General features: G+C 52.7%; 23 protein-coding genes and 2 pseudogenes. 12 read left to right on the top strand and 13 right to left on the bottom strand.

Features of this window, described 5'->3' with window-relative positions; all coding sequences use genetic code 11:
• Position 1 precedes the first annotated feature (1 nt).
• Genes HA49_RS00765 through HA49_RS00755 form a run of 3 tightly spaced genes read right to left on the bottom strand, consistent with a single transcriptional unit; the run spans position 2 to position 2,309 of the window.
• Positions 2–748, bottom strand: a complete 747-nt coding sequence (locus HA49_RS00765) for an amino acid ABC transporter ATP-binding protein (protein WP_038017205.1) — start codon at positions 746–748, stop codon at positions 2–4.
• A 37-nt stretch (positions 749–785) separates the two neighbouring features.
• Positions 786–1,469: an amino acid ABC transporter permease gene (locus tag HA49_RS00760; RefSeq protein ID WP_038017204.1), complete on the bottom strand. Its 684-nt coding sequence runs from the start codon at positions 1,467–1,469 to the stop codon at positions 786–788.
• 27 nt (positions 1,470–1,496) lie between these two features.
• Entirely contained in the window at positions 1,497–2,309 is an 813-nt protein-coding gene (locus HA49_RS00755; RefSeq protein WP_038017202.1) for an ABC transporter substrate-binding protein, read from the bottom strand.
• A 185-nt stretch (positions 2,310–2,494) separates the two neighbouring features.
• Here HA49_RS00755 and HA49_RS00750 point away from each other — a divergent pair, with 185 nt between their 5' ends.
• Together HA49_RS00750 and HA49_RS00745 are read left to right on the top strand one after the other, a co-directional pair.
• Positions 2,495–3,394, top strand: a complete 900-nt coding sequence (locus tag HA49_RS00750) for a GntR family transcriptional regulator (protein ID WP_038017199.1) — start codon at positions 2,495–2,497, stop codon at positions 3,392–3,394.
• Between the two features lie 51 nt (positions 3,395–3,445).
• Complete coding sequence (locus HA49_RS00745; protein ID WP_038017198.1) at positions 3,446–4,231, top strand: SDR family oxidoreductase; 786 nt, start codon at positions 3,446–3,448, stop codon at positions 4,229–4,231.
• A 148-nt stretch (positions 4,232–4,379) separates the two neighbouring features.
• Here HA49_RS00745 and HA49_RS00740 read toward each other — a convergent pair whose 3' ends face one another.
• Both HA49_RS00740 and parS read right to left on the bottom strand, forming a co-directional pair.
• On the bottom strand, positions 4,380–4,838 hold the full coding sequence (locus tag HA49_RS00740; RefSeq protein WP_038017196.1) for an RES family NAD+ phosphorylase: 459 nt from the start codon (positions 4,836–4,838) through the stop codon (positions 4,380–4,382).
• The gene (gene parS / locus HA49_RS00735; RefSeq protein ID WP_038017387.1) at positions 4,835–5,278 is read right to left on the bottom strand and encodes a type II RES/Xre toxin-antitoxin system antitoxin; all 444 of its coding nucleotides are present in this window, start codon (positions 5,276–5,278) and stop codon (positions 4,835–4,837) included. Before parS ends, HA49_RS00740 begins: the two co-directional genes overlap by 4 nt.
• Positions 5,279–5,457: 179 nt before the next feature.
• On the opposite strand from parS, the gene HA49_RS00730 reads away from it, so the two are divergent.
• Positions 5,458–5,970, top strand: coding sequence for a GNAT family N-acetyltransferase (locus HA49_RS00730; RefSeq protein WP_038017194.1), 513 nt, complete (start codon positions 5,458–5,460; stop codon positions 5,968–5,970).
• A gap of 89 nt (positions 5,971–6,059) precedes the next feature.
• On the opposite strand, the gene HA49_RS00725 is transcribed toward HA49_RS00730, so the two are convergent.
• The gene (locus tag HA49_RS00725) at positions 6,060–6,959 is read right to left on the bottom strand and encodes a LysR family transcriptional regulator (protein WP_038017192.1); all 900 of its coding nucleotides are present in this window, start codon (positions 6,957–6,959) and stop codon (positions 6,060–6,062) included.
• 230 nt (positions 6,960–7,189) lie between these two features.
• On the opposite strand from HA49_RS00725, the gene HA49_RS00720 reads away from it, so the two are divergent.
• The 5 genes from HA49_RS00720 to HA49_RS00700 all read left to right on the top strand — a co-directional run bounded on the left by HA49_RS00720 (position 7,190) and on the right by HA49_RS00700 (position 11,536).
• Positions 7,190–7,540, top strand: coding sequence for a cyclophilin-like fold protein (locus tag HA49_RS00720; RefSeq protein ID WP_084706342.1), 351 nt, complete (start codon positions 7,190–7,192; stop codon positions 7,538–7,540).
• Positions 7,541–7,753: 213 nt separating this feature from the next.
• On the top strand, positions 7,754–8,890 hold the full coding sequence (locus tag HA49_RS00715) for an MFS transporter (protein ID WP_038017381.1): 1,137 nt from the start codon (positions 7,754–7,756) through the stop codon (positions 8,888–8,890).
• 16 nt (positions 8,891–8,906) lie between these two features.
• Positions 8,907–9,953, top strand: a complete 1,047-nt coding sequence (locus tag HA49_RS00710; protein WP_038017190.1) for an NAD(P)-dependent alcohol dehydrogenase — start codon at positions 8,907–8,909, stop codon at positions 9,951–9,953.
• Positions 9,954–9,971: 18 nt separating this feature from the next.
• Positions 9,972–10,958, top strand: coding sequence for an aldo/keto reductase (locus HA49_RS00705; protein ID WP_038017188.1), 987 nt, complete (start codon positions 9,972–9,974; stop codon positions 10,956–10,958).
• A 263-nt stretch (positions 10,959–11,221) separates the two neighbouring features.
• Positions 11,222–11,536, top strand: coding sequence for a hypothetical protein (locus tag HA49_RS00700; RefSeq protein ID WP_038017186.1), 315 nt, complete (start codon positions 11,222–11,224; stop codon positions 11,534–11,536).
• Here the strand turns inward: HA49_RS00700 and HA49_RS22025 are convergent.
• The 7 genes and pseudogenes from HA49_RS22025 to HA49_RS00665 all read right to left on the bottom strand — a co-directional run.
• A pseudogene (locus HA49_RS22025) lies at positions 11,533–11,663 on the bottom strand (DUF4225 domain-containing protein); the annotation flags it as partial. The gene HA49_RS00700 and the pseudogene HA49_RS22025 sit on opposite strands and share 4 nt — an antisense overlap.
• A 103-nt stretch (positions 11,664–11,766) precedes the next feature.
• Positions 11,767–12,804: pseudogene (locus HA49_RS00695) on the bottom strand (IS3 family transposase).
• A 217-nt stretch (positions 12,805–13,021) separates the two neighbouring features.
• A complete protein-coding gene (locus HA49_RS00685) occupies positions 13,022–13,375 on the bottom strand; it encodes a RidA family protein (protein WP_072055900.1) in 354 nt (117 codons plus the stop codon).
• A 132-nt stretch (positions 13,376–13,507) separates the two neighbouring features.
• A complete protein-coding gene (locus HA49_RS00680) occupies positions 13,508–14,227 on the bottom strand; it encodes an MBL fold metallo-hydrolase (protein WP_038017182.1) in 720 nt (239 codons plus the stop codon).
• Between the two features lie 33 nt (positions 14,228–14,260).
• Positions 14,261–15,592, bottom strand: a complete 1,332-nt coding sequence (locus tag HA49_RS00675) for an MFS transporter (protein ID WP_038017180.1) — start codon at positions 15,590–15,592, stop codon at positions 14,261–14,263.
• 26 nt (positions 15,593–15,618) lie between these two features.
• The gene (locus HA49_RS00670) at positions 15,619–16,629 is read right to left on the bottom strand and encodes a succinylglutamate desuccinylase/aspartoacylase family protein (RefSeq protein WP_038017178.1); all 1,011 of its coding nucleotides are present in this window, start codon (positions 16,627–16,629) and stop codon (positions 15,619–15,621) included.
• Positions 16,630–16,736: 107 nt separating this feature from the next.
• Positions 16,737–17,642, bottom strand: a complete 906-nt coding sequence (locus HA49_RS00665; RefSeq protein ID WP_038017176.1) for a LysR family transcriptional regulator — start codon at positions 17,640–17,642, stop codon at positions 16,737–16,739.
• A gap of 737 nt (positions 17,643–18,379) precedes the next feature.
• On the opposite strand from HA49_RS00665, the gene HA49_RS00660 reads away from it, so the two are divergent.
• The 4 genes from HA49_RS00660 (at position 18,380) to HA49_RS00645 (ending at position 24,436) form a co-directional block, all read left to right on the top strand.
• On the top strand, positions 18,380–18,928 hold the full coding sequence (locus HA49_RS00660; RefSeq protein WP_038017174.1) for a hypothetical protein: 549 nt from the start codon (positions 18,380–18,382) through the stop codon (positions 18,926–18,928).
• Positions 18,929–19,100: 172 nt separating this feature from the next.
• Positions 19,101–20,072, top strand: coding sequence for a hypothetical protein (locus HA49_RS00655; RefSeq protein WP_052752411.1), 972 nt, complete (start codon positions 19,101–19,103; stop codon positions 20,070–20,072).
• 78 nt (positions 20,073–20,150) lie between these two features.
• A complete protein-coding gene (locus HA49_RS00650) occupies positions 20,151–21,233 on the top strand; it encodes a LacI family DNA-binding transcriptional regulator (protein WP_038017172.1) in 1,083 nt (360 codons plus the stop codon).
• Positions 21,234–21,343: 110 nt separating this feature from the next.
• Positions 21,344–24,436 carry a beta-galactosidase gene (locus HA49_RS00645; RefSeq protein WP_038017171.1) on the top strand — a complete coding sequence of 1,031 codons (3,093 nt, stop codon included), beginning with the start codon at positions 21,344–21,346 and terminating at the stop codon, positions 24,434–24,436.
• Positions 24,437–24,476: the final 40 nt, after the last annotated feature.

The following is a 24,476-nucleotide window of genomic DNA, read 5'->3' as shown; positions in this document are numbered from 1 at the left end:
CTTAATGTAAAATCTGGTCGAGAAAGCGTTTGGCGCGATCACTGACCTGACCAGAGAAGAAGTCGCGGGTATTGGCCCGTTCGATAATTTCCCCCTCCTCCATAAACAGAATCTGATTTGCCGCACTGCGGGCGAAGCCCATCTCATGGGTCACCACCATACTGGTCATCCCTTCAGCGCTCAGTTCAGCCATCACATCCAGCACTTCACGGATCATTTCCGGGTCCAGTGCCGAGGTGGGTTCGTCGTACAACATCAGTTCGGGTTTCATCGCCAGCGCCCGGGCAATAGCGACACGCTGCTGCTGGCCGCCGGAGAGTTCATCCGGAAAATGGTCAGCGCGTTCATTAATCCGCACCTTCGCCAGCAAATTTTCTGCCTGCTTGCGGGCGTCAATCCGGTTCACTCCCAGCACCGTCATCGGTGCCAGCATGATGTTTTCTGCAGCGGTCAGATGGGAGAACAGTTCGTAGTTCTGAAACACCATTCCGATACGCTGGCGCAGTTTATCGGCCGGAATTTCGCCACGGCTGATGTTCTGGTTACCAAAAAACACATCACCACTGTCGGCCGGGGCCAGCAGATTTACGCAACGCAGCAGGGTCGATTTTCCGGAGCCGGAAGGGCCAATCAGCACCACCGTGTCGCCACGTTCCACCGTCAGGGAGCAGTTTTTCAGCACTTTCTGGCGGCCAAAGGTTTTATCGATGCCGATCATTTCCAGCAGGGGTTTATCGGGGTGTTTCATAGCACCTCCCGGGTGTCACTGTTCAGGCCTGGCGGCACTAAGCGCAGCTTTTTGTTTTTTTACGACGGAGTTTCGGGTCCAGTACGCTTTCCAGCCACGACTGGAACAGCATGAAAAATGAGGTCAGAACGAGGTAGTAGATGCCTGCGGCACACAGCGCCTCAAAGTAACGGAAGCTGGCACTGGCCGCCTGGTTTGCCACCAGCAGCAGGTCCTGTACGGCAATCACCGACACCAGCGCGCTCGATTTCAGCATGCTGATCATCTGGTTACCCATTGGTGGCAGCACAATTCTGGCCGCCTGTGGCAGCACAATCTTGCGCATGATTTGTGCGCTGTTCATGCCCAGCGCCATACCGGCAGTGCGCTGGCCACTTTTCACTGCCTGCAATCCGGAACGCAGGATTTCCGCCATATAGGCGCCTTCATTCAGAGAAAGCGCCAGCACCGCGCAGGTAAAGGCGGAAAAACGGATGCCGAAACCTGGCAGGACGTTATAGACAAAAATAATCTGAAACAGCACCGGAGTGCCGCGAAACAGCCACAGATAGAAGAAGGCCAGCCATTTTCCGGGACGAAACGGAGCTTCCTGCAGCAATGCCAGAACCAGCCCCATAACCACACCGCACAGCAGTGAACAAAGGGTGATTAACAGCGTCATCCATGCACCTCTGAAAAACTCAGGTGAGATGAAGTACTGCCACATCAGATCAATCGACATAGTATTCTCCTGGAGTGCGGGTTCGGTTTAGAAAATGGAGACGGAGCCCGGGAAGTTCCATTTAGCAATCAGCTTGTGGTAAGTCCCGTCCTGCACCACCTCTTTCAGCCCCTTTTCCAGCAACTGACGGGTGTGGTTGTCGCCTTTACGGATGGCAAAAGCGATTTGGGTATTGTTTTCAAACTCAGGTCCGGTGGCCTCAAACACGCCGGGTTTTTCGCTGAACAGCGCAACGGTTCCCGGGGTAGACAGAAATTCTGCATCGGCACGGCCCTGCGCTACTGCCACTGCGGAGTCTGTCGCTGCAGGGAAGGTCATCACATTGATCGCGGCTTTTTTCGCGGCCAGACACTGGGTGTTATTCTCACGGGCTTCGCTCTCTTCGATACCGCCCAGAGTGACGGCGATATTTTTGCCGCACAGCGAGAGATCACGACCGGTAATGCCGGATGGGTTGCCTTTACGCACCACCACGCGGCTGCCGATTTTCAGGTAAGGAATAAAATCGACCTGAGCGGCACGCGTCGGATTGACATACATGGCCGAGTTAATCATATCCAGACGTTTACCCTGCAACGCCGGAATCAGCCCCTGGAAAGACATCTGCTGAGGCGCAGGGGTCAGACCAATTTTTTTGCTCAGCGCGGTGATCAGGTCAATATCAAACCCGGTCAGCTGGCCGTTTTTAACAAACTCAAACGGCATAAAGGTGGCGGCTGTACCATAGGTTAACTGCCCCGGGGTGACACTCTGGTCAGCGGCAACGGCGGCCAGTGGCCCAATCGCCAGGGCCAGTAACAGATTGCCGGCTACCCATTTGCGCAAAGATAATTTGTTCATGCTTGTCTCCTGGTGATTAAATTGGATTTTCTGACACTAAAAATACAATTAAAGAGATAACAAAATGCTTTCCTGTGGTGCATGGTGCACAAAATACGTGCATCAGAACCGCTTATTTAGCTGCAACCTGGTGAGTTATTATTGTATATTGAGCCGACAATAATACACTCCAGGGAACATGCTCCATGACACTGACTGACTCAACTGCCAGTAGTCGCCGGATAGCCCGGCAAATCCTTGACCTGATATATGATGCAAGATTCGATCCAGGTCACCATTTGCGTGAACAACATCTCGCAGATGCGCTGGGTGTTTCACGCAGCCCGGTCCGGGCGGGACTGAAGGAGCTGACCCGTCTGGGGGCCGTGGAAGCGCGGCCAAATCAGGGGTTTTTCCTGCTGAAAAGCATCGAAGAACTGCAGCGTCTGACCATTGAGCAGACCAAAAATAATGATCAGGAATTGTATGAACGGCTGGTCAGAGACCGGATTGCCGGAGTGCTACCGGAATCCTTTACCCAGACCGAAATCAGCCAGCGCTATGATGTTGATCGCGGGGTATTATCGCGGGCACTGGTAATGCTTTCCGAAGACGGGCTGATAGCCCGTAATGCGGGGCATGGCTGGCGATTTTTGCAGACCATAAATTCCGATGTGGCATTACAGAACAGCTACGGATTCCGGCTGATGATTGAACCGGCGGCCCTGCTGTCACCACGGCTGAGAATTGACCGCCAGCAACTGAAACGCCTGAGGGCTCAGCATCTGCGGCTGATCGGTCACGACGATATTACCCGGGTCCCGGCCAAAGAAATCTTTGAAACTGACGCTTCTTTCCATGAAATTCTGGCGGAAGCCAGCGGTAACCTGTTTGTATTACAGGCGATTCAACAGCAAAACCGTTTACGCCGCCTGCTGGAATTTGGCAGCTACCATAATAAACGTCGCGTAAAAGAGTGGTGTGAAGAGCATGTCGCGATCCTTGATGCGCTGCGCGATCATAAGCCGCAACTGGCCGCCGAACTGATGCGTAAACATCTGCAGTTTGCGTTTGACCAGGTCAGTTTTTCAAAACCGGACGCATAACCGGCATCAATTTTGCACATACTGATCCTGAAAATACAATCAGGAGAAGTTATGGACTTAAAAATAGCACAGCGTGTCGCACTGGTTTGTGGTGCAGGCAGCGGTCTGGGCCGGGCAATCGCCCTTTCGCTGGCACAGGAAGGTGTCAGGGTGGCCGTCACCGGTCGCAATGCCGATAAACTGGCAGAGACTGTCAGCCTGATCACGGCACAGGGTGGCACCGCACAGGCCTGGATTCTGGACCTGGCGGCACCACAGGATTTTGACCAGACTCTGGAGAGTATCCGCCAGCAGTGGGGCAATATTGATATTCTGGTCAATAACTCCGGTGGGCCACCACCGGCCCGCGCCACCGGAACCGATGCCGCCGTCTGGCAAAGCCAGTTTTCGCTGATGGTGGGTTCACTGATTCAACTGACAGATAAGGTGTTACCGGCCATGCTGGAACAGGGCTGGGGACGCATTATCACCAGCACCTCCTCCGGGGTGATTGCCCCGATTCCTAACCTGGCGCTGTCTAATGCCTTGCGCATGAGCCTGCTTGGCTGGTCAAAAACCCTCGCCAGTGAAGTGGCTGCAAAAGGGGTCACGGTAAACGTGATGGTTCCGGGGCGTATCGCCACCGACCGTGTCGGCCAGCTGGATGCACTGAAAGCGGGACGTGAAAATACCACCGCCGAACAGGTGGCTGAACAGAGCCGCAAAACCATTCCAGCCGGACGTTACGGCGACCCGGTGGAATATGGTGCGACTGCCGCCTTCCTTGCCGGAGAACCGGCGGGCTATATCACCGGCAGCGTTATCCGCGTCGATGGCGGATTAATCCCTTCCGTCTGATTAAACTGGCAGCCCGCAATGCCGGGTCTGCCGCTGTTATTGTGGCTTTTCTGCCGTTAACCGACAGAGAGGCCACGGCTCTAAAACTCCCCTCTTTCGGTTAACGGTTTATTGATGCCAGGCTGCGGCTTACCAGCCGTAAAACGGACTATTTCAGGCGGGAATCAAAACTAAACGGGATGGCCCGCACAGTGGGCATCAGACCAGCCACTGCCGGATGAAGTGGATTGAACAGAAAGTTAAATTCGACCGGGGAAAGTGCGCTGGGGATACGCAGCGCCACCGACTGAGCGCCCGCTGCCCAGTCGTCGCCGTATTGCGCCAGAGTAGCCGGGGCATCTTCGGCAGCCCAGTCCTCCGGCAGCATATCCTGATCAAATATCATTATCTGATTATCCGGCACCTCAATACTCAGCAGAGTAAAGGATCCGAGTAATTGGGGGGCATTCAGATGCACCAGCGTTTCCAGCATGGTCAGTGACGCCGTCTCCGACAGATAAACCATCGCAGTGCCGACACTGTTCCAACGGCCACCGGCTTCTTTCGCCCCCTGCCCGGACCAGGCAGATGACAAATAGCGGGTTTTGGTGAGCCGGTAGAGGATCATGAATAAACGCCGTGCTCAATCCGCGTAATCAGTCGCATCACCTCCAGCGCCCCGGTCTCTGACGACAGAACATCCGCAGGCTTCTGCCAGTTAAGGGCACGGTTTTTTTCATTCAGCCATTGGTTAGCGGCTTCCTTGTCCCCTTCAAACAGTTCAATGGCCCGCGCCAGCACCCGGATTACACGGATAATTCGCTCGCTCTGATCGGCGGTAAACCGGGCCTTAATGCTGCGGTTAAAGGTAGTATTAGGGATACCCGACATTTTACGCAGTTCACTGGCCGGAATATTGGTCCAGTCAGAAAAACGCCTGGCGATATCCCCTTCCAGACCCTCGCTGATTCTGCCCATCAGCGCGATCCCATCCTGTACCTCCAGCCCGACGACGCTCCACAGGTCAGCCGGCGGAACCCGGGCCACCGAAGGCGAAAACACTTTCATAGTCATAGCGAACCCTCCATTTGGTTTTTTAATTATACCATATGGAACAGAAGTGATGGAGTTTTAGTGGGTATGATGTGGGGTTATGTGCCAGAAGCGTATACTGCTGATATCGTGCTATGTTGTTTTATGTGGAGAAATTAACCGAACGTATTGTTTCCATGTAAAAGGATTGTCAGATGAATTTAGAGACTACGCGTTTAAAGCTGGAACCCTATAATGACTCACACTATGAAGGCTTAAGGGTGATGGATAACGATTCCGAAGTAATGCGGTATATCAACAAGGGTATTGTTAAAACGCCAGAAGAGACCAGGGAAAATATAAGACGTGTTCAGTCCCGATGGCATAAATATGGATTTTCATGGTGGGCTATCAAAGAAAAAGCCTCCGGAGTTGTTGTTGGAGCAGCCTGTCTCCAATACCTGGCAAACGTTGAAGGTGCCCCCCTGGAGATTGGTTGGCGGCTTATTCCGGAACATAATGGCAAAGGCTATGCAACCGAAGCGGCTGAAGCGATTATTGATTATGCGGCAGAGCACATAGGCGCAGATTATTTAGTGGCTGTTGCCGACCCCGAAAATATCCCCTCTCAGCGAGTGATGCAACGCTTAGGCATGACCTATAAGGCAATAGAACAGCATTACGATGAGCCATGCGTCGTTTATGAACTTAGCATTCCGCGCCCTTAACTGTAGTGGGAATGTGTGTAAATCGTCCGCATGGTGCCGGGAGCGGACGTTTACGTTCGTTCCTGAAATATTGGCCCGATAATTCAGCGTTAAATTTTCCGGTTAATACGCAACGCATCCACAACCAGTGAAAACGCCGGGGAAGGCTGTTTACGGCTGGGGTAATAAAGATAGTAACCGGGAAAAGGCCTGCACCAATCTTCAAGCACCCGGATTAGTTTTCCTTCCCGCAGACAGGTACCGAACTCCTCTTCAGGTAAAAAGGCAATTCCCAGTCCGGCAAGAGCTGCGTCAACAACGTGTTCCGATGTGTTAAACGTCAGTTGCCCTTCAACCCGAACATGAAATTTGCCGTTTTCCTGCTCAAACTCCCAGGCGTAAATTTTCCCCGATTGAACCATTCGCTCATTAATACAGCAGTGTTGCATAAGATCGCGTGGCGTCTGAGGGGCTGCACACCGGGCAAAATACTCAGGAGAAGCTGCAGCCGCCATGCGCAGTTTCGGGCCAATGGGTACGGCTATCATGTCCTTGTCGATGGTGTCTCCGAGCCTCACACCGGCATCAAACCGATCAGCAACGATATCCCTAAACCCGTGGTTGGCGTCAAACTCAATCTGAATATCCGGATATTCGCGTAATAGTGGTGTCAGCTTTGGCAGTAGCGTGGTCTTCAGGACATTGGGTCCACAGGTAATACGGACGGTCCCCGCAGGCTTATCACGCAATGCCGTCAACATGTCCAGTTCGGCTTCAATCTCATCAATACGATGGCCCACCGACTGCAGCAGACGCTCCCCGGCGGCAGTCACCGACACGCTGCGCGTGGTCCGGGTCAACAAGCGGATTTGCATCTTTTCTTCCAGTCCGGAAATCGCCTGGCTCAGTGCAGGTTGGGTCACCCCAAGCTGCGCAGCAGCGCGTGTAAAACTGCCTTCCCGTGCCACGGTGATGAAAGAGAGTAAGTCGTTGAGATTGCGTCTGGCCATGTTCGTTTCCGATCTATTTATAAAATTAACTTATAAGGTCATTAAGTATTCATTAGCTAGTTAACCCGCTGCATATTGGTAACAATAATGCGATGAAAAAGTCAACGCTAACCCTTATGCAAAACGCTTACCGCAGAACGTCACTGCTACTGCTCCTTGCCGGCCTGCTTTACCTCACGCAGTCCGCTATGGCGGGTGACAACGATCGGGGAGTGGCGCAGGAGACGCTTATGAAAATAGAGATCATTGTGGAGGGAGAAACCGCCATCGCCACCCTCTTTGACACCCCGACAGGCCGGGACTTTGCGTCTTTGCTTCCCCTCAGCCTGACGCTGGAAGACTATGACGTTATTGAGCGTATAAGCGACTTGCCGCGCAGACTTTCTACGGCACAGGCACCGGACGGCATGACGCCAGAAGCCGGAGATATCACTTACTACGCGCCCTGGGGTAACCTGGCTGTTTTTGCCGAGGGCAGAGCTTACGCCCGTTCACTGATCCCGTTAGGGAAAGTGGATTCCGGACTGCCTGTCCTGCAACGCCACGGACCTCTTGCGGTGCAAATCAGGGTCGCCAACTGACCCGCAGCACCTTCCGCACCGCGATTATCCCTGTTATCACAGTCCCGTCCCAGTATGCCGTTTCAGCTCTTACTGCAGCGATGAAGGCTCCCGGGCGCAGACTTCATGTTATCTACTAAAAAGAAATCCCTGAATGAGTAATAAGACAGACGAGAACAGAAAAAAATCCCCGAAAGCGGGAAACATCCCGCGCATTGGAGTGGCGTCTTTGCCATGACGCTGTGCGTCTTCGCCCTGATCGCTTCTGAATTTATGCCAGTCAGCCTGCTGACACCGATGGCGCAGACCCTGCATGTCACCGAAGGTATGACCGGACAGGGCATCGCTATTTCCGGGGCATTTGCAGTGGTAACCAGCCTGTTTATTTCCGTGTTGGCAGGCACGCTTAACCGGAAAACGCTGCTGCTCGGCCTGACCTGTATTATGGCGATTTCCGGTGCTGTTATTGCAATGGCACCCAATTACCTGACCTATATGGCGGGCAGAGCCCTGATTGGTATCGTGGTTGGCGGGTTCTGGTCGATGTCGGCCGCGACGGCAATGCGTCTGGTCCCGGTGCATCGTGTTCCACTGGCGCTGGCTATTTTCAACAGTGGCAATGCCCTGGCTACCGTCGTGGCTGCCCCTCTGGGCAGTTGGCTCGGATCGATGGTTGGCTGGCAGGGGGCCTTCTTCTGCCTGGTGCCGGTCGCCATCATCGCGTTTATCTGGCAATTGCTCAGCCTGCCTTCCATGCCGGTCACCCGTGAGGTGGCGGCTTCCCGCAACGTATTCACGCTGTTTCGTCGTCGGGTGGTCAGGCTGGGCATGATGGGTGTGGGGATCTTCTTTATGGGGCAATTCACGCTCTTTACCTACATTCGGCCTTTCCTTGAGACGGTGACACGAGTGGATGCCGCAACGGTGACCCTGGTCCTGCTGGTTATCGGTGTCGCAGGTTTTATCGGCACCACCCTGATTGCCCGGGTGCTGAAACGCGGGTTCTACCCAACCCTGATGGCTATCCCGGTGCTGATGGCCATCACCGCGATGGCACTGATTGCCTTCGGCAGTCAGGTGGCTATCGTGACCGCACTGCTCGGGCTGTGGGGGCTGATTTCCACTGCCGCACCGGTGGGATGGTGGGCATGGGTTCCGCGTACCTTCCCGCAGAACGCCGAAGCGGGCGGCGGACTGATGGTAGCGATGGTGCAGCTGTCCATTGCTCTCGGTTCGACGGTGGGCGGCCTGCTTTTCGACCATCACGGCTACCAGAGCACCTTCCTGGCCAGCGCCGCGATGCTGATTATCGCAACCGTACTGATCTTTCTGACCTCGCGCGCAGACACTTCTGCCGCAGACCATTCATAAACCCAGGAGTAATGCCATGACAGTTAAAGCTTATGGTGCCCATGCGGGCACACTGCCGCTGGAGCCGATGGATATCACCCGTCGTGTCCCCGGTGCCCATGATGTGCAAATTGATATCGCGTACTGCGGAGTCTGCCATTCGGATATCCACCAGGTACGCGCTGAATGGGCTGGAACGCTCTATCCCTGCGTACCGGGACATGAAATTGTCGGTCGTGTAGTGGCCGTTGGCGATCACGTCTCCGGTTTTTGTGCAGGGGATCTGGTGGGGGTCGGCTGCATTGTCGACAGCTGCCGGCACTGCGGTGACTGTGACGACGGGCTGGAGAACTACTGCGACCATATGACAGGGACATACAATTTCCCGACGCCGGACGCGCCTGGCCACACGCTGGGCGGATATTCGCAGCAGATTGTGGTGCATGAACGCTATGTCCTGCGCGTCACTCACCCGGAAGCGCAACTGGCCGCCGTGGCACCGCTGCTGTGCGCGGGTATCACCACGTACTCACCGCTGCGTCACTGGCAGGCGGGCCCCGGCAAGAAGGTCGGGGTGGTCGGTATTGGCGGACTGGGGCATATGGGGATCAAGCTTGCGCACGCCATGGGCGCGCATGTCGTGGCCTTTACCACATCTGAGTCCAAACGTGATGCCGCCAGGGCGCTTGGTGCAGATGAGGTGGTGGTCTCCCGTCACGCCAGTGAAATGGAAGCCCATGTAAAGAGCTTCGATTTTATCCTCAACACCGTTGCTGCGCCGCATAACCTCGACGTGTTCACCGCGCTACTGAAACGCGATGGCACGATGACCCTGGTGGGTGCGCCGGCCACGCCGCATGACTCACCGGAAGTGTTCAACCTCATCATGAAGCGCAGGTCGATTGCCGGGTCGATGATTGGCGGCATTCCTGAAACGCAGGAGATGCTCGATTTCTGCGCTGAACATGGCATTGTCGCCGACATTGAGCTTATCCGCGCCGATCAGATTAACGACGCCTATGAGCGCATGCTCATAGGCGATGTGCATTACCGGTTTGTCATGGATAACACCACCCTGGCTTAATGATAAGGAGCATCTGACATGAACTACCAACATCTGGGTCGTACCGGCCTGCGGGTAAGCCGCATCGGTCTCGGTACCATGAATTTCGGTGAGCTGACCGATGAGCCAACCAGCTTCAGGATCATGGATGAAGCCATGGATGCGGGTGTCAACTTTTTCGATACCGCTGACGTCTATGGCGGGCCGCAGTCACCGGATATGGCAAAAGGGTACGGGACATCCGAAGAAATCATCGGTAACTGGCTGGCACGCAGCGGCCAGCGTGACCGGATAGTGCTGGCCACAAAAGTGTACCAGCCGATGGACACGGGTCCGAACGACAAGTACCTGTCCGCCTACCATATCCGCCGGGCCTGTGAGGCCAGCCTGAGAAGACTGAAAACGGACCATATTGATCTCTACCAGATGCACCATATCGACCGAAACACCCCCTGGGAGGAGATTTGGCAGGCTATGGAGCAGTTAATCCGTGAGGGTAAAGTCAGCTACGTGGGCAGCAGTAACTTTGCCAGCTGGGATATTGCCACTGCACAGTGCAAGGCTGGCGCGCGCAATCTTCTGGGGCTGGCCTCTGAGCAGAGTCTGTATAACCTGACCCAGCGCACGGTTGAGCTGGAAGTCATTCCGGCGCTGCGTCATTACGGCATTGGCCTGATCCCTTGGAGCCCGGTCGGAATGGGGATGCTGGGTGGAGTTCTGAAGAAAATTGCGGGTGGCCGTCGGGCAACACCGCAACTGCAGGCGCAAATCAACCGCCTGCGGTCGCAACTGCAGGCCTGGGAAACACTGTGTGATGAGCTGGGGGAAACACCATCAGACGTCGCGCTGGCCTGGCTACTGCAGAACCCGGTAGTTAGCGCCGTGCTCAGTGGCCCGCGTACAGCTGAACAGCTCCGTCAGAATCTCAATGCCCTGACGCTGTCTCTTTCAGATGATACGCTCAAAAGGCTGGATACCATCTGGCCGGGACCGGGCGGGGAAGCACCTGAAGCCTACGCATGGTAAACTTTTATCAGGGTTAACCACTACCGGCCTTCGGGTCGGTAATTAGGTTATTTCAGCCAAATTGGTTACATGAAGATGTTGTACTTTTCCTTAATTCTTAGATGTCCGCTTCATGCTCTAAGCTGATGCTATGAATCAGTTGCAAGCTGGATGACTGAAGAACGAAGGCCTGATAAAGAGTATCCTTTTGTCGCCCTGCTGGCATGCAGATGTATAATTACGGCACAATAACGGCATATTTTCAGGATGAAAGGTGCAGGATTATGGAAGTTAGTGAAGCAGAGTTGCTGAGCTCGGGTTTTACTGACGTTGATCTGAGAAAAATTAAAAACAACGTTGAAAGCTATGGCGGAAGTCTTGGTGAGGCGGTCGTGGACCTGAAGAACAAATTCAGTGTGCTGCTCTGGATAGCTTCAGGTTGTGCAGTAGCGTTTGTCTTTTTACTGTGTTTTTCAACTAAGGCATATATTTTAGGGGGAGGCCTGTCTCTGCTATGTGGAGTCGCCCTCACGACATTGATTCAACCGCCAGTGCTGGCCTGGAAGTCCTGGCGTTACTGCCGGTTGAATAAACGCTAATGCGAGTGCTCATTTAGGTTGATTAAATCAAATATCACCTTAGCCTTAACACCCCAGCCAACGATTTTCATAGTTGCTTCGGTCGGCTCATAGTGTCAACTTTACGAATGTAATCCCGGGGCATCCACAACGCACCACTGATCTCCTCCCAATATCCCTGCCAGGCTAAATCAGAGAATCTGACCTTTTTGATGACTTCGGGCAAATTCCGCCGGAGTCAGGTTATTTAATTATGAATGCGGCCGGTAATGATTATATTCTTGTCGCCACTGTTCGATTTTTCCCGGGCATCCTCAGGCGACAGGAACCAGTGAACGTTCAGTCATTCATCCCTCAGGCTGCCATTAAAAGATTCGGCAAGTGCATTATCTGTGGGTTTTCCCGGACGGGAGAAGTCCATGATGACTCCGTTTTCACAGGCCCATCTGTCCATCGGTTTTGAGATAAACTCGCTGCCGTTATCCGTCTGCAGCCTTTGCGGGATACGCCCTGAGGACTGCTTTAAACGCTCCATTACGGCAACCACATCATCACCCCGTAGCCCCTTACCGACCTCGACCACCAGACATTCACGACTAAAATTATCCACTACAGTCAGCACCCTGATCCGGCGTCCGTTGAACAGATTATCAGCAACGAAATCCATGCTCCGGCACTGTTCAGCAGCAACCACTTGCGGCCGTGATTTCCTGTGCCTGCCGGTGACATGCCTGCGGGGACGTTTTGACCGTAAATTCAGTCCTTCCGGGCAGTAAATTCGGTGGGTTTTCTTATGGTTAACCCGCCAGCCCTCACGGCGAAGGAGGATATGAATACGCTCACAGCCATAGCGTATCCGGGTCTCTGCAATTGCCCTTATTCGCTGCGTCAGTGCCCGGTCGTCACGGCAACTGAGGTAGTGGTAAACCGTACGGTTCTGCATCATCAGTTCGCATCCCCGGCGACCCCCGACACGGTACGCTGCAAGCAGATATTCCACGGCCTCACGCTTCTGCACCGGCCTCAGAACTTTTTTCGGATGACATCCTGCAGCATTTCCTTGTCCAGGCTCAAATCAGCCACCAGACGTTTCAGGCGGTGATTCTCTTCCTCCACCAGCCTTAGACGGCGTAATTCAGTCCCCCCATGCCGCCGAATTTCTTCTTCCAGTTGTAAAAAGTCGCCTCAGATATCCCCATCTTTCTGCAGACTTCCTCCACCCGGATGCCGATTTCTGCCTGTTTCAGCGCAAAAGCTACCTGTTCTTCCGTATAACGTATCTTTTTCATGCCGGATGACCTCATTTACTGAGAGAAAGAAAAGCCGGAAACTCCACTTTATACTGGGACTGAACAAAGGGAAGAGATCAAACCAAAAGATATTCTGAACCGAAAGTTAAGGCCTTTAAATCTATAAATAATGACCTTTTTCTTAACGTCGTTTTTTTAATTATTGGCCTCGCCCCTCTATTACCACTGGGGTCCAGGACCTACATGCTCTTACGCTTCAAACCTTCGCTGCAACTACCTGAATTTCGATGAGATAATGGGGTTTGGCAAAGGCCGATTGTGTACATGCCCTGACTGGTGGTATTACATCTTTCAACCAAGCCTCCCAAATTTCATTCATCGCATCGAAATCATGCATATTTTTAAGCCAAATCTGTGCAGAGAGTAAATGGCTCTTGCTGCTTTGTGCTTCAGCCAGCAGATTATCAATACTTTGCAATATCTCCATCGTTTGCTGGTGAATATCTCCCTCATTTCGTGCTGTTTTACCGGAAAGATAAATCGTGCCGTTATGGATGACAACTTGGCTCATTCGCGAGTTACTGTGCATTTTTATTGTTGTATTCATCATTAATTACCGTTCAAACTTCAAGCTAAAATGGTCATTTTTTTCCGTGACGTAGCCTACGGAACTCTTATTGAAGTGACTTGTAAACACCGCTGCGCGATGAGTGTTGGCTAAATCTAGTAGCCAATTTCGAGATTAATTAGCCAGCACACAATCGCGGCCAAATACTGAACTCAAAGTGTTATGCTCAACCTGTAGTGGTGTGTGCATTATGTCGCCACAGAAGATGGATGTTTCCGCTTCACTTTCTAGCACAATACTCATGTGACCAATGCTGTGGCCGGGCGTCGGATAGAACGTTATTCCTAAAAAAAATATCGTGGCTGTATTTGGCAGAGTCACAACAGGCCCGCACTCAATGATTGGCGCGATACTGTCACCGAACACCACTTCCCTCGCAATACTCTGCTGTGACATAACAAAGTCGAGCACAACTTGTGGACATACCCAAGTTGCATGGATAAAAGCAGGGACCCACTGTTTACCATTCCATACGGTATTCCTACCGACAAGGTCAGTATGTAAATGGGGGTGCAAGACATAATCAATATCGTCTGGCCCAATAACAGTGCGTTTTAAATTATCCATCCATGGAGAATTCCGTTGATTGAACAGCGGGCTGAAAGAGCGATCTTTGCCATCCCCCATTGCAGTATCAATCAATACGCGCCCCTCTGGCCCATCGATGAACCAGCTGTTAACGCTCATTTCAACCTGAGCATCAACCTCCACGCCAACTGGCGAAAGATTGTTCTGACCTTCTGGCAGCAGTTTCACCAACTGCATACTAAAAAATTGTTCGGTAACTCGCTTGATTGCCACATTGCTGAGGTGATAAGAGTCTGCTGTCATCATAAATATTCCATAACTTGAATACACTGTTGAGAGTTAATCATTAGTGACAATATCAGGACAGTATTTGACGGACAGTGAGTAGAGAACCGCTGCTGCAATCGCGGCACCCGCACAGACTATTGCTAGTGCAATACCGAGTGCATTGGTGGTTCCATGCAATTGCTGACTTAAATAACCCACCAGAAGAGGTCCGCTTCCTCCTCCCAGTAAGTTAGTCATGAAAACAAGCAACGATATGGCGCGACCACGCATACGGTTTGGAACAGCAATTTGCAGCGGAATGGGGGCCAGCGCCATAACAATACTGGCGCAAAACAGAGTAACACCGTAAAAAGCAATAGCTGTAGAAAAAGGCATAATCGGTGCAATTGCAGAAAAAACAACCAGCCCCCCCGAAGCATAAGCTGACACTTTCAGTGCGCTTCTCAACAGATTTGCTTGCCATTTCATACTGACGAGCTTCCCGGCTAACAGCACGCCCGCTATACCCGCAAACATATAAGTAGGGCCACTGACCTGCCCAACATGTCCAGCCGTCAGACTGAAATGTCGGATCATGACAGTAGGAAACCAGGCCGTGAGCGAATAAAACAACATGATGAGACAGGAATAGGCAAAATAATAAGGCAGACAAAAGCGGTTTTTTACCACCAGCTCATGGACTACCGCCCGAAAACTCGGCACGTCGACCTCTGCCAGAGTATACTTGGCGTAAGGATTAAGTCGAGCTGGCTCACGGACAGTGAAAAACACTAATGCAGCCAGCAGTAACCCCGGAAAACCGACAAGTAAAAATACCAATTGCCAGGGATACATACCCACGAAACTGTTTTGAGCATTGAGCATATTACCTAACCAACCCAACAGCATTCCACCTCCGGTCAATGCCAGGCCGCTACCAATATAGGGACCTAGCATAAAGATCCCCGTTGCTCGGGTTAACCGGCTGGCGATGAACATATCCGCAAAAATCGACAAAACAGCCGGACTGAGAGCGGCTTCGGCAATGGCGGTACCTCCACGCCATATCAACAGCTCGGTAAAGCTGCTGGCCGTAGCACATAACATGGTTGAACAAGCCCAAATAGCAATGCATACCGCGATTAATTTAACGCGATTTGCACTATCCACCATTCGGGATATCATTACGCCAGCAGTGGCATAACAGAGAGTAAAAGAGAATCCTTGAAGGATCCCTATCTGGATATCTGAAATATTTAGCGTGGTTTTCAGGGACTCGACGAGAATGCTCAAAATTTGGCGGTCAAGATACGAGAATGCAAAGCACGCGAGAAATAACCCAATAGCATAGGCGCCACCACGAGAAGCGTTATTTATTACTTTCGTTATCGTTTCAGTGTTCATATGTCATGCCCTAGGAGAAAAATTAATCAGCACCATGACGAAGGTGACGCGATAACGGCCAGACAATCACCCGCAACGACATGAGAGAAAGTTCGCGTAACCATGATCTCACCTTCTTGGCTGAAATAATGCTCTGTCGCTGCCTCCCATGGAGCATCGATGTTAAAGAGTCGTCCTGCAAGCTGCCCGGGATGTACGTGATCGCCGAGCTTGAAACAGGGTTCAAAAACACCGCGTCCGCGGGAGAATAGATAGTGTCCGGCTCCTTTAACTTTCATGAGTCGCGTTTCACTCTGTTGTTGCGCGGGAGCATGGCTGATCACGTCCAAAGCCTGCAAAACGCGTCTTAATCCGGCTTCGACAATCTGGAGGTAATCAGGATTGCAGGATGCCCCACCGCCAAACTCACCGCAGAGGAAAAGTTTGCCATGACTCTCTGCCGCCGCGCCGTAAGTTCGATCTTCTCCCAGTAAATCCATGATCATGGTTGTAGGTGCATTGAAGGCGTTAACCAGCTTAATGTAATCATCATGCTGCGCCGTATCCTCAGGCAGGGCTGCCAATAGAACCGGAGCATGATTGAATGACGCTCCCCCCGCATGCATATCCAGAATGACGTCAGAGATCGGAAATAGTTCTGTGTCAACGTAATGGGCTATCATTTCGGTCAGACTTCCATTGCGATTACCTGGGAACATTCGGTTTAAATTGCCTTTATCCAGAGGAGATGTCCGTGTACCTTTTTGAAACGCAGGAAAGTTCAGGCCAGGGATCACAATAATTCTGCCGTTTATTTTCCAATTTTCCATCTCTTGCATGATTTTCATCAGGGCAATAGGCCCCTCTAATTCATCACCGTGATTACCGCCCGTCATTAAAACCGTAGGGCCGTTTCCTTGCTTCAATACGGCTACAGGGATGGGAATTCGCCCGTAGGCAGATGTATCATGTGAGTGGGGAAGCAGCAGAACACCCGTTTGATAACCATCGGCATCCCAATCTACCGTTGCACTGATAAGAGAACGTTGTGAGGTCATTTTATCTTCCTGAACTAGGTCGTTTGTAAATGAGACTCAGTATGGGATTACACTAGGTATTAATAAAAATACTAAATAGTAGATCTGCTGATGCCTTATGGGCATCACTAAGGATTAGATAAGGCTTTATGAGAAATATGTAGTGAATCTAAGAAGCGATTTAGCAATGGCGCATTATTTTTAGCCAGAAAGGAAAAACTCAGTGGCATCATAATATTTAGATCTGACAGTTTGATCAAATCTACCCCTACAGGCTGGCGAGAGATATTGGCAGAGTTGACCAATGCGGCACCAATGCCTGCGCTCACCAATGCCAGAATCGCTGACTCAGTTTGTTCTTCCTGTACAATCTTTAACGTCACGCCCAAATTGTGGCACGCAGACATGAGATGATCGTAATAGGCAGGATAAATTCGACGAGATGATGTGATAAAAGGCAGATGTGCAACGCGGTGTAATGATACGCTGTCACTCTCATCACACAATGCCCACGTCTTTGGCAGCGCTAACCTGATATCATGCTGGTGTAACTTAATAACCCTGCACTGATCAGACTGGGCTCCAAACTCATAAATAAAACCGCCATCAAGATTGCCCTTTTCAATAAGTGAGACCTGTTCAGGTGTATTTAACGGAATTAGCTCAAGTGTAGCCTGTGGGACTAACTGCTGAAAGTGGCGAAGTGTCGCGGGCACCACACCATCCCAACTGCTGTTTTCGACAAACCCGAGACGCAGATGCCCTTCGAAACCGCTGTCAATACGTTGGGCGTTTTCAATAGAAACATCCAGATCGGCCATTAGTTTTTTTACATCATGATAAAAGGTCTCTCCAGCAGGTGTGAGATCGAGTCCGCGCGGATGACGAATAAAGAGGTTAAATCCAACTTCTCTCTCCATATCCTGCAGTTGTCGTGAAATAGCAGGTTGAGTCACGTGCACATAATTTGATGCGAGACGGATACTTTTATGTTCAGCAACACTCAGAAAATAACGTAACTGCCGTAATTCCATGATTTATTCCAGAATGAAAATTAGGATTAACTAGAGAAGATTTGAACCGTTAATTTTTGTAATGATTTAAACCTACCAAGTTACGTTCACACCATGTCTGAGAGCTCCAGCCAGATCACAAAAAATATTAACCTGTGGGGTAATATTGGCCGACAGATTGTTGACAGAGGATACTCCGACACCAGCGCCTTGTTTGGGGTAAAAGTTAACATCTGATTTGAATGTTCATAACGTATAGGGAAAAGTAGATGTAAACGCTGATTACTTAAAGTGACCATCATTTTTTTAGAGGATTTTACTAAGCCTCTTATCAGCAGCATTCTCAAGTAATTCGCCAGGTCGTACCCCGGATAAACCAAGCACCGCCTTATCGCGATTGCCTTCCTTAGCGAGGCGACCGTGGCACTACTATGTTACTAATATGCGACTGCGAAAGTAAATCGTTTACATGCATTTGTTAACAGCGAACACCCGCTATTCGCTCAATGCAGAATTTCAACCATTTAGATCCCCAATCGTAATCATTTTCACCGGTCCACCTCAATAACACCTTATCGAGCCATTAAACCAACCTGCACTCCCGGGTATCCCGCTAATCCCACTCCCCCACTCCCCCTCATTTGCCTTCCGCTATAGGCCATGCGATGATTTGCCGACAACCATAAAACGCTTTTCGTTCCGGCAGCTACAGGCCGGGCTTTCACTGAGCCAGTCTCACGCTTCAGAAAGGATGTTGCATGCAAACCTGCCCCAAATGTCATCAGCAGATCATTAATGATTATTGCCCGTCCTGTGCCGAAAATGAACGTGCCGCTGACCGGCATGATAACCTGGGGAATTGGGCCGGTGAGCCTGATACCCGCCTGCCATCACAGAGTCCATCGCCGTCTCCGGCACCTTCTGCACAGCCCGCTCGCAGGTCAGCCCCGAAGCGCCCCCCGCTGCCTTTGGATAATTTCGCGGCCAGATTTATCTATGCCCGCATAACGCCGTTTATACTGATGCTGTTGCTGGCGTTTGAAATTGTCAGCAGCCTGAAATTCCTGCAAAGTTACCGGGATTACTACGGGCTTGGGCTGTTCACTATGCCGTTCCCGAAACTGTACGCGCCGCTGCTGGTACTATTGCTGGTAAATTTGCTGATGATGTTTAAATTCCGGGAGTTTCATCAGGCGAAAAGCCGTGAGCGTGGTCACCCGACCTTCTGCCTGTTTGTGTTCTTCTGGTTCTTTAACATGCGCAGTTTTGGCCTGACGGCCGGGTTCTGGCTGATTAACCACTTCTGATCTTATCCCCTTTGATTAGGTACTGCCGGTGTGCAACAGCCCCGGCAGTACTCTGCGATTGTTCTGCCATGCGGCGGATTATCACACAACCTCAGTTTCCGGGGGCTGCCCCCTACCACCGGTTAATCGGCTCTGCTAAGGTGTTGGTACTGTCCTCAGCGGGAACCACACTATGATGGAAGGCCGTCTTTATTTTTGTGCAGACCAGATTTTGCGTTTTAAATCTGACTTCGACGACGCCACCGCCCTGCCTCTGCTGTCTGTTCTGCGGACCCAGCCCGCTGATGACCCCTGGTTTTTGTTACGCTTCTTTCGGCACCCGGTGGTGATTGAACAGGGCACCACCCTGGCGGCAATCCTGATTGCGGTGGAAGCCTGGCAGGATCTGTTAACCGCCCTGCTGGACCGTGATGTCGCCGCTTATATCCGTGAAATGAAAAAACCGGCCCCATCGGCCAGCAACGGGCCTGACTGGATATGTATCCGCCGTCACAGCGCGGTGGTTCGTAGTTATCAGTATCTGCAACCGGGAGAAGAGGAAGACCTTAACGACTATTTTTCCCGTGAACTGGCACCCGCCGATGATTTCGATATCGAAACCGAATGTAGCGCTTTTGGCATCCGCTTTGACTCTGCACAACACTGGAGCCTGAGCGAAAATATCCATGATATTAAAAACCTGCCGGTAGTGATTGATAACCGACAGGCGCTGGAATTCCTGCCACAGGACGGGTTACTTCAGAAAGGGGTTACCGGTATTGACTATGATACCCACCGCCACCGGCTCTACAGCGAAACCGAATTAAGTTTTCGTGAACTGCTGGAAGCCATTTTTATCAGCGGGCTGTTTTATTACAGCCCGGCGGTGGCCGAACATAATACCCGGCAACTGCAACAGCTGCTGGCTGAACGGGATGAAGATCCGGACGAAGAACAAGAAGACGCAGAGCCCTTATCCGAAGACGACCCGCAGATAGCGGGGGAGTTCAGTATCGAATTCTCTGAAGAAGCCTTTGATTCCCTGACTGCCCACAATCGCCAGCAGACAGAAGAGTGGCAGGCGCTGAAAAAACGCTGTCGGCAATATTCGGGGCTGCCGGTGCGTATCGGTAATATTGCCCCGGCGCGCCCGCCGGAACCCTGACCCAACCACCGGACATAGCGACTCTGCAGAGAACTGTGGCATGATAGCCAGCGGACAGCCGGTAATCAGGGAGAACTCATGAAACCAGTCACACTGTATGATGTTGCAGACCTTGCGGGGGTCTCATACCAGACCGTCTCAAGGGTGGTTAATCAGGCCAGCCATGTTTCGGCCCGGACCCGCGAGAAAGTCGAAGCGGCGATGGCTGAACTGAACTATATCCCCAACCGGGTCGCTCAGCAGTTGGCAGGAAAACAATCCCCGCTGATTGGCGTGGCAACCACCCACCTGGCACTGCATGCCCCCTCCCAGATTGTCGCCGCCATTAAATCCCGCGCTGACCACTGTTCTGCCAGTGTGGTTATCTCCATGATTGAACATGCCGGATTGCAGGCCTGTAAAGCAGCCATTTATCATCTGCTGGCACAACGGGTGACCGGTATTATCGTTAACTTTCCACTGGATGATGATGATGCGCGGGAAGTGGCCAATGCCTGCGGCAACGTCCCGGTGCTGTTCCTGGATGTTTCAGACAGTGCCCCGGTCAACAGCATCATTTTCTCTCACCAGCAGGGACCGCAACTGGCAGCAGAATATCTGTTATCCCGGGGCCATCAGCAGATTGCACTGCTCAGTGGCCCGGAAAGTTCGGTCTCCGCCAGGCTAAGACGCAGCGGCTGGCTGTCATCCCTTGCCCGCCAACAGCTGCAACCGGTCGCCGAATTGCAGGGTGACTGGAGCGCCATGTCGGGGTTTTTACAAACCCGGCAGATGCTGGAGCGAGGTATCCTGCCGGGTGCCATGCTGGTTGCCAATGATCAGATGGCGCTCGGTGCCATGCGGGCTATCAGCGAATATGGTCTGCAGGTTCCGGCCGATATTTCGGTGATTGGCTACGATGATACCGATGACAGCTGCTGCTATATTCCGCCTCTCACCACCATTCGTCAGGACTTTCCGTTGCTCGGCAAAACCAGCGTTGACCGGCTGCTGCAGTTATCGCGTGGCGAACAAGGCACTGAAAACCAGCAACTGCCCGTCAGCCTGGTGGTACGTCATACCGTACAGCCACCGGGCCGTGATGCCGTCTCTGCCAGAGAGCTTTCCGCTTCACTGATCCGTCTGGCCCGCCAGGTCTCGCGCCTTCCCTCCGGTGAATAAATTAATGTGAGTCAGTTCACTGACCGGGCAGTTGCTGCTTTACAGAAAATAGTACCGGCATTTATGTTTTAAGAATTGTGAGCGGATAACAATTTTTAAGGATTGCGGTAATGACACAGAACAGTGACTCTCTGGACGCGGTGCTGGCCCTGAACCACTGGCAAAATCCAGCCATCACCCAGCTCAACCGGCTGGCGGCACACCCGCCCTTTAGCAGCTGGCGTTCCGCGGAGGCAGCGGCAGAAGATCGGCCGTCAGACAGTCTGCGCAGCCTGAATGGCCAGTGGCAGTTCCGCCTGTTTGACCGGCCGCAGGATGTCCCCGATAGCTGGCGGCTGGCCGATCTGCCTGACAGCCGCGAGATCCCTGTGCCTTCTAACTGGCAGATGCAGGGCTACGACACCCCAATTTACACCAATGTCACCTACCCGTTTCCGGTCGATCCTCCCCGGGTGCCGGAGCACAACCCGACAGGTTGTTACTCGCTCACATTTAAAGCCGATGCGCAGTGGTTGCAGCAGGGCCAGACAAGAATCATCTTTGAAGGGGTGAATTCGGCATTTTATCTGTGGTGTAACGGCCGACTTGTCGGCTACGGCCAGGACAGCCGTCTGCCTTCTGAATTTGACCTCACTGATTTTCTGCAACAGGGCGACAACCGGCTGGCGGTGATGGTGCTGCGCTGGTGTGACGGCAGCTATCTTGAAGACCAGGATATGTGGCGAATGAGCGGTATTTTCCGCGATGTCACCCTGCTGCATAAGCCGGAAACCCGGATCAGTGATTACCGGATCACCACCCGACTGAATAACGATTTCAGCGCCGCAGAGCTGGCAGCGGAGATCCATTTGCAGGGGAATATCAGCCCTGATCTGCAACTGACCCTGCAACTCTGGCAGCAGGATCAGTTGATTGGCGAGGTCAGCGGGGTTCCCGGCAGCGATATTGTGGATGAACGTGGCCGCTATGCCGAACGTACCACGCTGCGGATTCCGGTCACGCAACCGGCCTTGTGGAGTGCCGAAGACCCGCAACTGTACCGTGCCGTGATCCTGTTAGCGTCCGCCGACGGGCAACTGGCTGAGGCCGAAGCCTGCGATGTCGGGTTCCGTGAAGTGACCATCCGCAACGGTCTGTTATTACTCAACGGGCAACCGCTACTGATCCGCGGGACCAATCGCCACGAACATCACCCGCTCAACGGCCAGGTGATGGACAGAGAGACCATGGTTACCGATATTTTGCTGATGAAGCAGCATAACTTTAATGCGGTGCGCTGCTCCCACTACCCTAACCATCCTTTGTGGTACCGGCTGTGTGATTACTATGGCCTGTATGTGGTGGATGAAGCGAATATCGAAACTCACGGTATGGTGCCGATGAACCGGCTGACCGATGATCCGGACTGGTTACCGGCGATGAGCCAGCGCGTCACGCGAATGGTACAGCGGGATCGTAACCATCCCTGCATTATTATCTGGTCACTGGGTAACGAGTCCGGACATGGTGTCAACCACGATGCGCTGTACCGTTGGATCAAATCTGAAGATACGTCACGACCGGTACAGTACGAAGGCGGCGGCGCAGACACCGCAGCCACCGATATTATCTGCCCGATGTACGCGCGGGTGGATCAGGATCAACCTTTCCCGGCGGTGCCTAAATGGTCGATCAGGAAATGGCTGTCTCTGCCGGGCGAACATCGCCCGCTGATCCTGTGTGAATACGCCCATGCGATGGGCAACAGCCTGGGAGGCTTCGCCCGTTACTGGCAGGCATTTCGTCAGTATCCCCGGTTACAGGGAGGATTCGTCTGGGACTGGGTGGATCAGTCACTGATTAAATACGATGACCAGGGTCAACCCTGGTCAGCCTACGGCGGAGATTTTGGGGATATGCCCAATGACCGGCAGTTCTGTATGGATGGTCTGGTCTTCGCCGATCGTACGCCGCACCCTTCGCTATATGAAGCGAAGCATGCACAACAATTTTTTAGTTTTCATCTGCTGCCGGGCCAGCCACGTCGCCTGCAAATCGACAGTGAGTACCTGTTCCGTCATACCAGTAACGAACTACTGCGGTGGCGTTTCGCTCAGGATGGACAGACCCTGGCCGAAGGTGAGCTGACACTGGATATCGAGCCACAGGGTAGCCAGATAATTGAACTGCCGGATGTTTCACTGGCAAAGGGTAACGGTCAGCTGTGGCTGAATGTCGAAGTTGTCCAGCCACAGGCCACCCGCTGGTCAGAAGCCTTGCATATCAGCGGCTGGCAGCAGTGGCTACTGGAAGAGAGTGTGGCGGAACCCCTGAGTACCACTGACGGCCAGGCCCCGCAACTGAGTACTACTGACACTAAGTTCAGCGTGACTGCCGGGAACCGCCGCTGGGAATTCAGCCGTGAAGCCGGGGTTCTCAGCCAGTATTTTATCGATGCACAACCGCAGTTACTGAGCGCCCTGACAGACCAGTTTACCCGGGCGCCGCTGGATAATGATATCGGGGTCAGTGAAGCCCACCGGATTGACCCTAATGCCTGGGCTGAGCGCTGGAAAGCGGCCGGGCACTACGCCGCAGAACCGGTATTACTGCAGTGTAGCGCTGAACAACTGAGCGACGCGGTGCTGATAACTACCCTGCATCGCTGGCAGCATCAGCACACCACCCTGTTTATCAGCCGCAAACAGTGGCGGATCGATGCGGCGGGTGACCTGCAAATTACCGTCGATGTTGACCTGCCTGGCGGTGGCACCCCGCCGGCCAGAATCGGCCTGACGTGCCAGTTGTCACAGGTGGCTGAACGGGTTAACTGGCTGGGACTCGGACCACATGAAAACTATCCGGATCGTCTCAGTTCAGCCCGCGTTGATCGCTGGGATCTGCCGCTGGATGCCCTGTATACCCCTTATGTTTTTCCATCGGAGAACGGTCTGCGCTGTGCAACCCGGCAACTAGGCTATGGCAACCATCAGTGGCAGGGAGATTTTCAGTTCAACCTGAGCCGATACAGCCAACAACAGCTGGCAGAGACCAGCCATCGCCATCTGCTGTCTCCGGAGGCGGGAAGCTGGCTGAATATTGATGGTTTCCACATGGGGATCGGTGGTGATGACTCCTGGAGCCCGTCAGTCGCGCCTGAGTATTTGCTCACGGCTCGTCATTACCATTATCAGATTGTCTGGGGCAGAAATAATCACCATTAATCCTTTGCCGGCAGTGTTCAGCACTGCCGGCAGTGCGGCG

The organism is Tatumella morbirosei (genome assembly GCF_000757425.2).
GTDB classification, from domain to species: Bacteria; Pseudomonadota; Gammaproteobacteria; order Enterobacterales; family Enterobacteriaceae; genus Tatumella; species Tatumella morbirosei.
Note: the sequence above shows the minus strand (reverse complement) of the source record. Positions and strands in the feature narration are given on the sequence as shown.

Bases quoted from the DNA above. Each gene is read 5' to 3' on its own strand.
- HA49_RS00765 (WP_038017205.1), bottom strand. From the start codon at position 748: ATGAAACACCCCGATAAACCCCTGCTGGAAATGATCGGCATCGATAAA.
- HA49_RS00760 (WP_038017204.1), bottom strand. From the start codon at position 1,469: ATGTCGATTGATCTGATGTGGCAGTACTTCATCTCACCTGAGTTTTTC.
- HA49_RS00755 (WP_038017202.1), bottom strand. From the start codon at position 2,309: ATGAACAAATTATCTTTGCGCAAATGGGTAGCCGGCAATCTGTTACTG.
- HA49_RS00750 (WP_038017199.1), top strand. From the start codon at position 2,495: ATGACACTGACTGACTCAACTGCCAGTAGTCGCCGGATAGCCCGGCAA.
- HA49_RS00745 (WP_038017198.1), top strand. From the start codon at position 3,446: ATGGACTTAAAAATAGCACAGCGTGTCGCACTGGTTTGTGGTGCAGGC.
- HA49_RS00740 (WP_038017196.1), bottom strand. From the start codon at position 4,838: ATGATCCTCTACCGGCTCACCAAAACCCGCTATTTGTCATCTGCCTGG.
- parS (WP_038017387.1), bottom strand. From the start codon at position 5,278: ATGAAAGTGTTTTCGCCTTCGGTGGCCCGGGTTCCGCCGGCTGACCTG.
- HA49_RS00730 (WP_038017194.1), top strand. From the start codon at position 5,458: ATGAATTTAGAGACTACGCGTTTAAAGCTGGAACCCTATAATGACTCA.
- HA49_RS00725 (WP_038017192.1), bottom strand. From the start codon at position 6,959: ATGGCCAGACGCAATCTCAACGACTTACTCTCTTTCATCACCGTGGCA.
- HA49_RS00720 (WP_084706342.1), top strand. From the start codon at position 7,190: ATGAAAATAGAGATCATTGTGGAGGGAGAAACCGCCATCGCCACCCTC.
- HA49_RS00715 (WP_038017381.1), top strand. From the start codon at position 7,754: ATGACGCTGTGCGTCTTCGCCCTGATCGCTTCTGAATTTATGCCAGTC.
- HA49_RS00710 (WP_038017190.1), top strand. From the start codon at position 8,907: ATGACAGTTAAAGCTTATGGTGCCCATGCGGGCACACTGCCGCTGGAG.
- HA49_RS00705 (WP_038017188.1), top strand. From the start codon at position 9,972: ATGAACTACCAACATCTGGGTCGTACCGGCCTGCGGGTAAGCCGCATC.
- HA49_RS00700 (WP_038017186.1), top strand. From the start codon at position 11,222: ATGGAAGTTAGTGAAGCAGAGTTGCTGAGCTCGGGTTTTACTGACGTT.
- HA49_RS00685 (WP_072055900.1), bottom strand. From the start codon at position 13,375: ATGATGAATACAACAATAAAAATGCACAGTAACTCGCGAATGAGCCAA.
- HA49_RS00680 (WP_038017182.1), bottom strand. From the start codon at position 14,227: ATGATGACAGCAGACTCTTATCACCTCAGCAATGTGGCAATCAAGCGA.
- HA49_RS00675 (WP_038017180.1), bottom strand. From the start codon at position 15,592: ATGAACACTGAAACGATAACGAAAGTAATAAATAACGCTTCTCGTGGT.
- HA49_RS00670 (WP_038017178.1), bottom strand. From the start codon at position 16,629: ATGACCTCACAACGTTCTCTTATCAGTGCAACGGTAGATTGGGATGCC.
- HA49_RS00665 (WP_038017176.1), bottom strand. From the start codon at position 17,642: ATGGAATTACGGCAGTTACGTTATTTTCTGAGTGTTGCTGAACATAAA.
- HA49_RS00660 (WP_038017174.1), top strand. From the start codon at position 18,380: ATGCAAACCTGCCCCAAATGTCATCAGCAGATCATTAATGATTATTGC.
- HA49_RS00655 (WP_052752411.1), top strand. From the start codon at position 19,101: ATGATGGAAGGCCGTCTTTATTTTTGTGCAGACCAGATTTTGCGTTTT.
- HA49_RS00650 (WP_038017172.1), top strand. From the start codon at position 20,151: ATGAAACCAGTCACACTGTATGATGTTGCAGACCTTGCGGGGGTCTCA.
- HA49_RS00645 (WP_038017171.1), top strand. From the start codon at position 21,344: ATGACACAGAACAGTGACTCTCTGGACGCGGTGCTGGCCCTGAACCAC.